General features: G+C 62.6%; 8 protein-coding genes. 2 read left to right on the top strand and 6 right to left on the bottom strand.

The features are described 5' to 3' along the window. Positions 1-191: 191 nt before the first annotated feature. The 3 genes from acnB to ACVOLZ_RS00030 are packed head-to-tail and all read right to left on the bottom strand — an operon-like array spanning position 192 to position 3,453. The gene (gene acnB, locus ACVOLZ_RS00040) at positions 192-2,783 is read right to left on the bottom strand and encodes a bifunctional aconitate hydratase 2/2-methylisocitrate dehydratase (protein WP_481514577.1); all 2,592 of its coding nucleotides are present in this window, start codon (positions 2,781-2,783) and stop codon (positions 192-194) included. Positions 2,784-2,821: 38 nt separating this feature from the next. After that, complete coding sequence (locus tag ACVOLZ_RS00035; RefSeq protein WP_481508759.1) at positions 2,822-3,220, bottom strand: type II toxin-antitoxin system VapC family toxin; 399 nt, start codon at positions 3,218-3,220, stop codon at positions 2,822-2,824. Then, positions 3,220-3,453 carry an AbrB/MazE/SpoVT family DNA-binding domain-containing protein gene (locus ACVOLZ_RS00030; RefSeq protein WP_481514576.1) on the bottom strand — a complete coding sequence of 78 codons (234 nt, stop codon included), beginning with the start codon at positions 3,451-3,453 and terminating at the stop codon, positions 3,220-3,222. Before ACVOLZ_RS00030 ends, ACVOLZ_RS00035 begins: the two co-directional genes overlap by 1 nt. Before the next feature lie 544 nt (positions 3,454-3,997). Between ACVOLZ_RS00030 and acnA the strand changes: the two genes are divergently transcribed. Then, entirely contained in the window at positions 3,998-6,760 is a 2,763-nt protein-coding gene (acnA, locus tag ACVOLZ_RS00025; protein ID WP_481514575.1) for an aconitate hydratase AcnA, read from the top strand. Between the two features lie 248 nt (positions 6,761-7,008). Here the strand turns inward: acnA and ACVOLZ_RS00020 are convergent, their stop codons facing one another. Beyond that, entirely contained in the window at positions 7,009-7,347 is a 339-nt protein-coding gene (locus tag ACVOLZ_RS00020) for a hypothetical protein (RefSeq protein ID WP_481514574.1), read from the bottom strand. 213 nt (positions 7,348-7,560) lie between these two features. Between ACVOLZ_RS00020 and ACVOLZ_RS00015 the strand changes: the two genes are divergently transcribed. Beyond that, complete coding sequence (locus ACVOLZ_RS00015) at positions 7,561-9,243, top strand: long-chain fatty acid--CoA ligase (RefSeq protein ID WP_481514573.1); 1,683 nt, start codon at positions 7,561-7,563, stop codon at positions 9,241-9,243. 183 nt (positions 9,244-9,426) lie between these two features. Here the strand turns inward: ACVOLZ_RS00015 and ACVOLZ_RS00010 are convergent, their stop codons facing one another. Together ACVOLZ_RS00010 and ACVOLZ_RS00005 are read right to left on the bottom strand one after the other, a co-directional pair. After that, positions 9,427-10,047 carry a single stranded DNA-binding domain-containing protein gene (locus ACVOLZ_RS00010; RefSeq protein ID WP_481514572.1) on the bottom strand — a complete coding sequence of 207 codons (621 nt, stop codon included), beginning with the start codon at positions 10,045-10,047 and terminating at the stop codon, positions 9,427-9,429. A 311-nt stretch (positions 10,048-10,358) separates the two neighbouring features. Then, positions 10,359-11,882, bottom strand: a complete 1,524-nt coding sequence (locus tag ACVOLZ_RS00005; protein ID WP_481514571.1) for a calcineurin-like phosphoesterase C-terminal domain-containing protein — start codon at positions 11,880-11,882, stop codon at positions 10,359-10,361. Between the last annotated feature and the right edge of the window lie 262 nt (positions 11,883-12,144).

The following is a 12,144-nucleotide window of genomic DNA, read 5'->3' as shown; positions in this document are numbered from 1 at the left end:
CATTTTGTAGGAGCGGCGTCAGCCGCGAAGCCAGGATCAACGAACAACCGTAGATCCTGCGATCTGACAGCGCATCGGCTTCGCGGCTTACGCCGCTCCCACAACAACAGCAGCTGCTGCATTTCACAGGCAACAAAAAAACCCCGGCTTGCGCCGGGGTTCTCGTTCAACCATTACTACTCAACTACAACTCAGGCGTTGACCGAATCGGCCACGTCCTTGTAATCGCTGATCTGGTCGAAGTTCATGTAGCGGTAGATCTCGGCGCCTGCCGAATCCAGCACGCCAACGTCGGCCATGTACTCTTCCTTGGTCGGGATGCGACCCAGACGCGAGCAGATTGCGGCCAGTTCGGCCGAACCCAGGTACACGTTGGTGTTGCGGCCCAGACGGTTCGGGAAGTTGCGGGTCGAGGTCGACATCGCGGTGGAGCCTTCGCGGATCTGCGCCTGGTTGCCCATGCACAGCGAGCAACCCGGCATTTCCATGCGTGCGCCAGCGGCGCCGAAGGTGCCGTACACGCCTTCCTTGGTCAGCTCGGAAGCGTCCATCTTGGTCGGCGGTGCAACCCACAGACGGGTCGGGATGTCGCGCTTGCCTTCCAGCAGCTTGGCAGCGGCACGGAAGTGACCGATGTTGGTCATGCACGAACCGATGAACACTTCGTCGATCTTGGCACCAGCCACTTCCGACAAGGTCTTCACGTCATCCGGGTCGTTCGGGCAGGCCACGATCGGCTCGTGGATGTCGGCCAGGTCGATCTCGATGACGGCAGCGTATTCGGCGTCGGCATCGCCCTGCAGCAGTTCCGGGTTGGCCAGCCAAGCTTCCATCTTCTCGATGCGGCGAGCCAGCGAACGGGCGTCCTGGTAACCCTCGGCAATCATCCACTTCAGCAGGGTGATGTTGCTGGTCAGGTACTCGATGATCGGCTCCTTGTTCAGGTGCACCGAGCAACCAGCGGCCGAACGCTCAGCCGAAGCATCAGACAGTTCGAACGCCTGCTCGACCTTCAGATCCGGCAGACCTTCGATTTCCAGGATGCGGCCGGAGAAGATGTTCTTCTTGCCAGCCTTGGCCACGGTCAGCAGACCGGACTTGATCGCGTACAGCGGGATCGCATTGACCAGGTCACGCAGGGTCACGCCCGGCTGCATCTTGCCCTTGAAGCGCACCAGCACCGACTCCGGCATGTCCAACGGCATGACGCCGGTGGCAGCGGCGAAGGCGACCAGGCCCGAACCGGCCGGGAACGAGATGCCGACCGGGAAACGGGTGTGCGAGTCACCACCGGTACCGACGGTGTCCGGCAGCAGCATGCGGTTGAGCCAGCTGTGGATCACGCCGTCGCCCGGACGCAGCGAGACGCCGCCACGGGTGGAGATGAACTCCGGCAGGGTGTGGTGGGTCTTGACGTCCACCGGCTTCGGGTAAGCCGCGGTGTGGCAGAACGACTGCATCACCAGGTCGGCCGAGAAGCCCAGGCAAGCCAGGTCCTTCAGCTCGTCACGGGTCATCGGACCGGTGGTGTCCTGCGAGCCCACCGAGGTCATCTTCGGTTCGCAGTAGGTGCCTGGGCGCATGCCCTTGCCTTCCGGCAGACCACAAGCGCGGCCAACCATCTTCTGTGCCAGCGAGTAGCCCTTACCGGTGTCGGCCGGCTGCACCGGCAGGCGGAACAGGTCGGTGACCGGCAGACCCAGCGCTTCACGCGCCTTGGCGGTCAGGCCACGACCGATGATCAGCGGAATGCGGCCACCGGCGCGCACTTCGTCGAACAGCACGTCGCTCTTGACCTGGAATTCGGCGATCACTTCACCGTTCTTCAGTGCCTTGCCGTCGTACGGACGCAGCTCGACGACATCGCCGTGCTCCATCTTCGACACGTCCAGCTCGATCGGCAGTGCGCCGGCGTCTTCCATGGTGTTGTAGAAGATCGGGGCGATCTTGGAACCCAGGCAGACGCCGCCGAAGCGCTTGTTCGGGATGAAGGGGATGTCTTCACCGGTGAACCACAGCACCGAGTTGGTAGCGGACTTGCGGCTGGAGCCGGTGCCAACCACGTCGCCGACGTAGGCAACCAGATGGCCCTTGTCCTTCAGCGACAGGATTTCCTGGATCGGGCCGCGCTTGCCGTCTTCTTCCGGCACGAACGGCGCGTCGGGACGCTTGTTCTTGAGCATCGCCAGCGCGTGCAGCGGGATGTCAGGACGGGTGGTGGCGTCCGGTGCCGGCGACAGGTCGTCGGTATTGGTTTCGCCCGGCACCTTGAACACGGTGATGGTCAGGCTCTGCGGCACTTCCGGCTTGCTGGTGAACCACTCAGCATCGGCCCAGCTCTGCAGCACGCCCTGTGCATTGGCGTTGCCGGCCTTGGCCTTTTCCTGCACGTCGTGGAATGCATCGAACACCAACAGGGTGTGCTTCAGGCCTTCAGCGGCGATGGCGCCCACTTCGGCGTCGTCCAACAGCTGGATCAGCGGCGCGACGTTGTAACCGCCGAGCATGGTGCCCAGCAGTTCGGTGGCGCGCGCACGGCTGATCAGTGCGTTCTTCTCGCTGCCGAAGGCGATGGCGGCCAGGTACGAGGCCTTGACCTTGGCGGCGTCATCGACACCAGCCGGCACGCGGTTGGTGATCAGGTCGACCAGGAACTCGGCTTCGCCAGCCGGCGGGTTCTTCAGCAGTTCAATGACGTCGGCCGTCTGCTGTGCAGTGAGCGGCAACGGCGGGATGCCAAGCGCGGCGCGCTCAGCTACGTGGTGGCGGTAGGCTTCCAACATGACAACTCCCGGGTAATACGGTTAAAAAAGATGGGCTCTCAGGCTTGCGGCACGATCAGCTTCAGGCCCTTGAAGTAGTCGCGATAAAACGTGTCGTTCCAGGTGATCAGGCCATCGCACTGCAGCAGTGCGTGGGCGCCCACCATGAAATCGTCGATACGGCGGTTGTCACCGCTGCGCTGGCGGTGGCGACGATGCATCTCGCCGGCACGCAGCGCGGATTTAGCTTCCAGCGGATTGAAATGGACACCCATTTCTTCCAGCGCGCCCTGCACCTCGGCGCCGCCGCGCAGCGATGCGCAGATCTCGGCCAGGGTGGTACCGCAGATGACCACCCGGCCGCCGACCAGCGCCTGCCGCAAGCAGGCTTCCACCGCGTCGGCGCGCGGGCCGTCGCTGAGCAGCTCGATCAGGACTGGAGAGTCAACGGCGATCATCATGCCTCGCCGGCCTCGTCACGGACGATACGCACGGCCTGTTCGGCCGACTCGAACCCGTCCAGGGCGAATTTGCCGCGGGCGCGGGAAATGGCATCGTCCACGCTCTTGCGCAGGATGATGCGGCTACCATCCAGCTCAACCTTGAGCTGGGTGCCCTTGGTCAGGCCCAGCGCGTCACGTACGGCCTTGGGCAAGGTGATCTGCCCGCGTTCAGCTACGGTGGCTTCCATGGGACCTCCAATGAAGTATGTACGAATTATACATACTTTGACCGACATACCCCAAGCACCCCCTTTAGAACCGACCCATGGTCGGCTCGGCTTTACCTGTAGTGCCGACCCATGGTCGGCTGAGGCTTTACCGGGAAGGCCCCTGCCGAGCATGGCTCGGCACTACAGCCCCCCTCCCTTTGGCGTAGCCAAGGGGAGGGCTGGGGAGGGATAGCTCCTTGCCGACCGACGCCGCAGTGGCTTCGCGGCGTACGCCGCTCCTACAAACCTGATTCCCTTGGTCGGCTGGGATCTGCTGGTAATGCTCCTGCCGAGCATGGCTCGGCACTACATGTGCAGCGCGCTGCGCACACTCTCGCGCCTCGGAACCGTTACATGCGCGCAACAAGCCGTTGCCTAAACTGGGGCCAGCAAGCATGAACCGATTGCAGGATGCTTCGTCCATACTCGGACTGGCATTCATAGACAGAGCCCTTGGCTCTGAAAAGCCCGCGCAGCGCCCCGGCGCCGCCGCAAGCCATCTGCACTAAGAGGAGTCAGCGGTATGAGCGATACATTCTCCACCCGTAGCCAACTGGAGGTTGGCGGCCAGCAGTACACCTACTGCAGCCTTCCCAAGCTCGGTCAGAAGTTCGACATCTCCCACCTTCCCTATTCGATGAAGATCCTGCTGGAGAACCTGCTCCGGCACGAGGACGGCGGCCAGACGGTCGGCCCCGACCACATCGAAGCCGTCGCCCGCTGGAACCCCAAGGCCGAGCCCGATACCGAAATCGCCTTCATGCCGGCGCGCGTGGTGCTGCAGGACTTCACCGGCGTGCCCTGCGTGGTCGACCTGGCCGCGATGCGCGACGCCGTCACCAAGCTGGGCGGCAAGGCCGAGCAGATCAACCCGCTGATTCCCTCCGAACTGGTCATCGACCACTCCGTGCAGGTTGACGTGTTCGGCCGCCCGGACGCACTGGACCTCAACGGCAAGATCGAATTCGAGCGCAACCAGGAACGCTACAGCTTCCTGCGCTGGGGCCAGAAAGCCTTTGAGAATTTCAAAGTCGTGCCGCCGAACACCGGCATCGTTCACCAGGTCAATCTGGAGAACCTCGCCCGCGTGGTGATGGAGCGGCAGATCGACGGTGCCAACTGGGCCTTCCCGGACACCGTGTTCGGCACGGACTCGCACACCACCATGATCAACGGCATCGGCGTGCTGGGCTGGGGCGTCGGTGGCATCGAGGCCGAGGCCGCGATGCTGGGCCAGCCTTCGTCGATGCTGATCCCGCAGGTGGTCGGCTTCAAGCTGACCGGCAAGCTACCCGAAGGCACCACCGCCACCGATCTGGTACTGACCGTCACCCAGATGCTGCGCAAGCTCGGCGTAGTCGGCAAGTTCGTCGAGTTCTATGGCGAGGGCCTGCAGCACCTGCCGCTGGCCGACCGCGCCACCATCGCCAACATGGCACCGGAATACGGCGCCACCTGCGGCATCTTCCCGATCGATGCGGAGTCGCTCAACTACCTGCGTCTATCTGGCCGCAGCGATGCGCAGATCAACCTGGTCGAAGCCTACGCAAAGGCGCAGGGCCTGTGGCACGACGCGAACAGCCCGCATGCGCAGTACAGCGCCACGCTTGAGCTGGACATGGCCGACGTCAAATCGTCGATGGCCGGCCCCAAGCGCCCGCAGGACCGCGTGCTGCTGGAAGACGTGCACAGCAACTTCAGCGAGGCACTGAAGGGCCTGACCAGCCACCGCGAGCAACGCAACGGCGATGTGTCCGACTTCATCAATGAAGGCGGTGGCGCCGCGGTTGGTAACGAGCAATTGGCCAAGGGCCATGCCGACGTCGTCATCAACGAGCAGTCGGTACGCCTGAAGGATGGCGCGGTGGTCATCGCCGCCATCACTTCGTGCACCAACACCTCCAACCCTGCGGTGATGTTGGGCGCCGGCCTGCTCGCGCGCAATGCAACGCGGGTCGGACTCAAGGCCAAGCCGTGGGTCAAGACCTCGCTTGGACCGGGCTCGCGTGTGGTCACCGACTATCTGGAAAAAGCCGGCGTCCTGCCGGACCTGGAGAAGCTGGGCTTCTTCGTGGTCGGCTATGGCTGCACCACCTGCATCGGCAACTCCGGCCCGCTGCCCACCGAAGTCAGCGCCGGCATTGCCGCCGGTGACCTGGTGGTGGCCTCGGTGCTGTCGGGCAACCGCAACTTCGAAGGCCGCGTGCACCCTGAAGTGAAAGCAAACTATCTGGCCTCGCCGCCACTTGTGGTCGCCTATGCGATCGCCGGCACCGTGCGCATCGACCTGAGCAAGGAGCCGCTGGGCAAGGGCAGCGATGGTCAGGACGTCTACCTGCGCGACATCTGGCCGAGCAACAAGGAAATCGGCGACACCATCGCCGCCACCGTCGGCCCGGAGATGTTCAAGCAGAACTACGCCGATGTGTTCAAGGGTGACACCCGCTGGGCGCAGATTGAGTCGCCGGAAGGCCAGGCCTACGAATGGAATGGCGACTCGACGTACATCAAGAACCCGCCTTACTTCGACGGCATGACCATGCAGGTCGGCAGCATCAGCGACGTACATGGCGCGCGGGTGATGGGCTTGTTTGGCGACTCCATCACCACCGACCATATCTCCCCGGCCGGCAACATCAAGAAGGACTCGCCGGCAGGCCGCTTCCTGCAGTCGCGTGGCGTGCAGCCAGCCGACTTCAACAGCTACGGCAGCCGTCGCGGCAATGACGACGTGATGGTGCGCGGCACCTTCGCCAACATCCGCATCAAGAACCTGATGTTCGGCGGCGAAGAAGGCGGCAACACGCTGTACTACGCCCCAGGCAGCAACACCGGCGAGAAGCTGGCGATCTATGACGCGGCGATGAAGTACAAGGCCGATGGCGTGCCGCTGGTGGTGCTGGCCGGCAAGGAATACGGCACCGGCTCATCGCGCGACTGGGCGGCCAAGGGCACCAATCTGCTGGGCGTCAAAGCGGTGATCGCCGAGAGCTTTGAGCGCATCCACCGCTCCAACCTCGTTGGCATGGGCGTACTGCCGCTGCAGTTCCATGACGGCGAGAACGCGCAGACGCTGGGTCTGGATGGCTCGGAAGTGTTTGATGTAACCGGATTGGAGGATGGCCAGGCCAAGATCGCCACGGTTTCTGCGACCAAGGCTGATGGCAGCACGAAGAGCTTCACCGCCAAGGTGTTGTTGCTGACACCGAAGGAAGTGGAGTACTTCCGCAATGGCGGCTTGCTGCAGTACGTGTTGCGGCAGTTGGCGGCCAAGAAGGCGGCCTGATCTGCATGGTTGATTGTTGAGTTGGAAGAACGCCCCTGACGGGGCGTTCTTTTTTTTAGGGCTGAAGTTCTGCAGCCAGAGCAAGAGCCCCCCTCCCCAGCCCTCCCCTTGGCTGCGCCAAAGGGAGGGGGCAAGAGCACTGCCTTGCTTGTCTCCCTCCCTTTGGCGCAGCCAAGGGGAGGGCTGGGGAGGGGTGCCTTTACGCTCTAAAGCTTCAAAGTCTTCAACCTCCTACCACGCCAACAAGGTCACCCCCCACCCACCGGCCCCCAATCCGCGCTGTACACCTGCCACTGTCCATCCTGCTCGCGCCAGCCAGTAACCACTTCCTGCATCTGCCCGCGCTCGGGCAGCAACCCATTACCGCCACCGGTCAGCAGCACAGTGAAGCGCACCGTCGCGGCCCCACCCTCGCCCATCTCCACCCGCAACGGCCCGGTCTGCACCCCCACCTTGGCATTGAGCAGCAACTGCCCACGCAACAGCCGCTCCATCCCTGCGCGATCCAAGCCCTCATTGCCCACGAAGTCCGCAGCCACCGCGTCCATGAAGCCACCGGGCTTACCCGCCTCCACACTTTCTTGCATTGCAGCAAAACTATCGCGCAGGCGCTGCTCGGGCGGTTCGCGGCCACAAGCACCCAACAAAAGCACAATCGCCGCACAAAGCATGCAATTGAAGACTGATCGCATCATCTATCCCTTCGCCTTTTCAATTCGGAACGGTATGCTGGCAACAATAACGCCGGTGCCCGATGATCGGGCCTGACCACTAGATCATTCCATTTCCTGGAGGGGAAGATGACGCAAGAACGTCCTTGGCTGCAGAGCTATCCGGCTGGTGTACCGGCTGAAATCGACGTCAACGAATTCCACTCCGTCGCCGATGTCTTCAATGCCTCGGTTGCCAAGTTCCGTGATCGCCCGGCGTATTCCAACTTCGGCAAGGTCCTGACCTATGGCGAAGCCGACGTTCTGGTCACCCAGTTTGCCGCCTACCTGCTGGGCGAGCTGCAGCTGAAGAAGGGCGATCGCGTTGCGATCATGATGCCCAACTGCCTGCAGTACCCGATCGCCATCTTCGGCATCCTGCGCGCTGGCTTGACCGTAGTGAACGTCAACCCGCTGTACACCGCACGCGAGCTCAAGCACCAGTTGGTCGATGCCGGTGTCTCCGTGCTGCTGGTCGTCGACAACTTCGGCGATACCGTGCAGCAGGTGATCGCCGATACGCCGGTCAAGCAGGTCATCACCACCGGCTTGGGCGACATGCTCGGCTTCCCCAAGGGCCCCATCGTCAACTTCGTGCTGAAGTACGTGAAAAAGATGGTGCCGGACTACGACCTGCCCAAGGCCATCCGCTTCAAGGATGCATTGAAGCTTGGCAAGCGCCACAGCATGCCGGTGGTCGAAGTGGATCACGACGATATCGCCTTCCTGCAGTACACAGGTGGCACCACCGGCGTCGCCAAGGGCGCGATGCTGACCCACCGCAACCTGATCGCCAACATGCAGCAGGCTTCGGCCTGGATAAGCGCCTCGGGCGTGAAGCCGGGCGAGGAAGTCATCATCACCGCGCTGCCGCTTTACCACATCTTCGCATTGACGGCGAACGGTCTGGTCTTCATGAAGCTGGGCGGTCTGAACTACCTGATCACCAATCCGCGTGACATGAAGGGCTTCATCAAGGAGCTGAAGAACAACCGCTTCACCGCCATCACCGGTGTCAACACGCTGTTCAACGGCCTGCTCAACACCGAGGGCTTCGATGAAGTCGACTTCTCCAATCTGAAGTTCGCACTCGGCGGCGGCATGGCCGTGCAGCGCGCTGTGGCCGAGAAGTGGAAGAAGGTCACCGGCGTCACCTTGGTGGAAGCCTACGGCCTGACCGAGACCTCACCGGCGGCTTGTATCAACCCGCTGGACCTGAAGGAATACAACGGCGCCATCGGCCTGCCGATTCCGTCCACCGAAGCCTGCGTCAAGACCGACGATGGGCAGATGGTACCGATGGGCGAAGTCGGCGAACTGTGCATCCGCGGCCCGCAGGTGATGAAGGGCTACTGGCACCGCCAGGACGAGACCGACAAGGTCATGGATGCCGACGGCTGGCTGCATACCGGCGACATGGCGCGCATGGACGAGAACGGCTTTTTCTACATCGTCGACCGCAAGAAGGACATGATTCTGGTGTCCGGTTTCAACGTCTACCCGAATGAAATCGAGGACGTGCTGGCGATGATGCCGGGCATTCTGGAAGTGGCTGCCGTTGGTGCCCCCAACGAGAAGTCGGGCGAAGTGGTGAAGGTGGTCATCGTCAAGAAGGACCCTAACCTCACCGAGGAGCAGGTGAAGGAATTCGCCCGCGCCAATCTGACCGGTTACAAGCATCCCCGCATCGTCGAGTTCCGCAAGGAACTGCCCAAGACCAACGTCGGCAAGATCCTGCGCCGCGAACTGCGCGACGCCAAGCCGGAAGCTTGATTCTTCCCGCTTGATATCCAAAAGCCTCCCCGGAAACGGGGAGGCTTTTTTGCACCGGCCTTCCGGGTCCGGAACGCGCGGTGCCAAAGATATTCCGCATGACCTGACTTGACTACGGGTTCAACCAGGACAGACTTCCGCGCCGTGCTGGCAACTGCCTCAACCAGCGCGGGAAGATGTCGCTTACAAACGCATACCTTCAATCGCCTCCTGGTTGCTGCTGTTGCTGGAAGCCGCCACGGGCACGATTGCAGTGGCGCGCTCGTCATCAGCAACAAGGGTCAGCGACATCGCCGCGATCGCGGTAACCGTTCCGGAGGTGTCGCCACGCGACACACGATTGCCAGTACTGCGCGGCTGATCAGCCACCTGCACCTGCGGCAACTCGACTACCGTTCCGCGAATAGCCACGCGGTCGCCAGTGCGCAGGCGCGAGCCCATGCGCATGGTGAATTCGGTCTCGGCAGGCATGTTGATCGAGGTGTTGTAGCCTTGATCCAGCACGAATAACCCGTCGGATGTGCCCGGGTTGCCATCACCTTCGTCCTGCAGGAACCACCCGATTGTTGCTGCGGCCCGATCAGCCTCGCCCAGGGTTTCCTTGACTTCCTGCCCGATGTCGTCGCTGTCGCCCATCAGGTTGCGCACCACGATGCCCTCGACAAGGACCTCGCTGCCCAGCACTGCACTGATGGCACCCTGCCCTTGCACCTGCCCGATCAACTGACGCGCCGGGTCCATCGGTTCGACGTTGGATTGGGCGCCTGGCAGCAGGAAGCCACAACCGCTCGTAGCCAATGCCATGCCAAGAATCGTGGGTTTGACTGCAGCTGTCTTCCAACGCATAGCGTCCGTGCACCCTGCTTTTGTAGGAGCGGCGTCAGCCGCGAAGCTCATAGATTGTCAGATTACAAAACACCTGGACCAGCCGCATTCCCTGCTTCGCGGCTGATGCCGCTCCCACAAACATCAACCCAAGCGCCAGCCGGAAAACTGCCCAAGCTTGTGGGAGCGGTGTCAGCCGCGAAGCTCGTACATCACCAGGTTGCCGAGATTCCTTGCCTGCAAGCATTGCCTGCTTCGCGGCTGACGCCGCTCCTACAACAGCCCTGCTGTCAGGGCTGTGCGGTTTGCAGCCGGTAGCTGGTCTGGCTGCGGTATTCGACGCCATTCAATGTAGTGCGCACTTCCACCGCATGCTCACCTTCACTGAGCTTGGTCGGCAATGCGGCACGCCACAGGTGGCTGGACGGCACTGCTTCCGGCGTACGATCGTAGCCACGCAGACTGTCCGCAAGATCATCCGCGATATTCTCCACCAACAAGCGCGGATCGGCCTGCCTGACCTGCTTCATCGGCTGCCACTCGCCCCCATCAACACGAAACTCCACTGGCAGGCCGTCGTAACCCATGAACACATTGGCGTAGATGCCCCAGGCCGGATATGCGCCCTGCCGCAGCACCTTCGGCGCATGCAAAGCGATCTGCTGATCCGCCGGCGCACGGGCTACGCGGTACTCGACGCTGTACTGGCCTTGTGGGCGCACATTGAGCAGACCGTAGCCGTTCGGCGTGCCGTCGGCCATGGTCGTATCGGGAATGCCCTGTGCATCCTTGGCCCCGGACCAGAACGCCCCGCAGGCCGCGCCTACGTTGTACTCGTGCAACGGCTTGGCACCGTTCCAACCCTGCTCAGCGCCCCAGAACACCTGGCTCTGGTTGTGGGTGTGGCCGCTGACAATCAGTGGGTGCTGCACCTGTTCCAGCAATTTGAACAGACGCGCACGGTCTTCGCCACGATAGACGTGATCGAACAGCGGGATATGGAAACCCAGCACCACCAACTTGTCTTTCGGGATGGTCGGCAAGTAAGCCTCAAGGAAGGCGAACTGATCCTCACGCAGGCCGCCGACATACGCCGGCTTCTGGCCGGGCTGGGCAATTATGTCGTCCATGCCGATGAAGACCATCGAGGCCTCTTCCCAAGCGTAGGTGTCCGGGCCGAGCTGGCGATGGAAACTGGCCAGCGAATCAGCGTCGCTGCTCGCACCCAGGTCCATGTCGTGATTCCCGGGGACATGCAGCCACGGCACGCCCAGTGAGGTGACCGCCTTGGTCAACGCTGGGTAAAGGCCGGGGTCGTCGTTGGTGATGTCGCCCAGGGTCATGCCCAGGCGTGCCTGATGCTTGCCGCGCAGCGGTTCGATGATGTCGCGCTCGAAGTAGCTTACGTCCAGGAGCGTGCTGGTCTGGCTGTCGGCAAACAGCAGGGCCTGGAAGCTGCTGGGTGCGTTCTTTTCGGGGCTCAGGGCAAACGGTCGGCACTGTGAGTCGCCCTCGCCTGCCTGTGGACGCCAGATGTCCGGCAGGCCGTCTATTCGTTTGGCAGCGCTGTAACCGGTTGGCTTGATGATGAAGATATTGGGCTGGCTGGAGGCTGGCAGCTGGTAGCGACCGTCCTTGCCAGTGCTGACTATGTGCTCGCCGTCGGAGACACGGATGCCTGCCAGCGGCTTCTCGCCTGCGTCCTGCTGGCCATTGCCGTTGCTGTCGAGGAATACCGCGCCGTCGACACAGGAGGCGCTGGCGGCAAATGGCGCGCAAGCCAGCAGCAGAGCGGTCAACAGAGATGGGCGCATGGAGTCCTCAACGACAATGGGCAGACGCCCATTATCGCCCCGGGATGCTGCAAAGGCGTTGCTGCAGGTGGCGAGCAGCATCGCTCTTGTAGGAGCGGCGTCAGCCGCCAAGCTGATACAGCGTCCGATTGCAGGGATGGCTAGCCGCGACGCATTGCCAGCTTCGCGGCTGCCGCCCCGCCTAAAAATGGGGGATAGGGAAACCCCCAGCCCGGCCTTGGGCGGCGCAAAAGGGAATCAACCGGCCGTTTAATCGGCCTTT

Source organism: Stenotrophomonas sp. STEN020, assembly GCF_056760195.1.
Note: the sequence above shows the minus strand (reverse complement) of the source record. Positions and strands in the feature narration are given on the sequence as shown.

What these genes read in the sequence shown, in the direction of transcription:
- acnA (WP_481514575.1), top strand. Translation starts at nt 3,998, where the DNA reads ATGAGCGATACATTCTCCACCCGTAGCCAACTGGAGGTTGGCGGCCAG.
- ACVOLZ_RS00015 (WP_481514573.1), top strand. Translation starts at nt 7,561, where the DNA reads ATGACGCAAGAACGTCCTTGGCTGCAGAGCTATCCGGCTGGTGTACCG.
- ACVOLZ_RS00010 (WP_481514572.1), bottom strand. Translation starts at nt 10,047, where the DNA reads ATGGCATTGGCTACGAGCGGTTGTGGCTTCCTGCTGCCAGGCGCCCAA.
- acnB (WP_481514577.1), bottom strand. Translation starts at nt 2,783, where the DNA reads ATGTTGGAAGCCTACCGCCACCACGTAGCTGAGCGCGCCGCGCTTGGC.
- ACVOLZ_RS00035 (WP_481508759.1), bottom strand. Translation starts at nt 3,220, where the DNA reads ATGATCGCCGTTGACTCTCCAGTCCTGATCGAGCTGCTCAGCGACGGC.
- ACVOLZ_RS00030 (WP_481514576.1), bottom strand. Translation starts at nt 3,453, where the DNA reads ATGGAAGCCACCGTAGCTGAACGCGGGCAGATCACCTTGCCCAAGGCC.
- ACVOLZ_RS00005 (WP_481514571.1), bottom strand. Translation starts at nt 11,882, where the DNA reads ATGCGCCCATCTCTGTTGACCGCTCTGCTGCTGGCTTGCGCGCCATTT.
- ACVOLZ_RS00020 (WP_481514574.1), bottom strand. Translation starts at nt 7,347, where the DNA reads ATGCAAGAAAGTGTGGAGGCGGGTAAGCCCGGTGGCTTCATGGACGCG.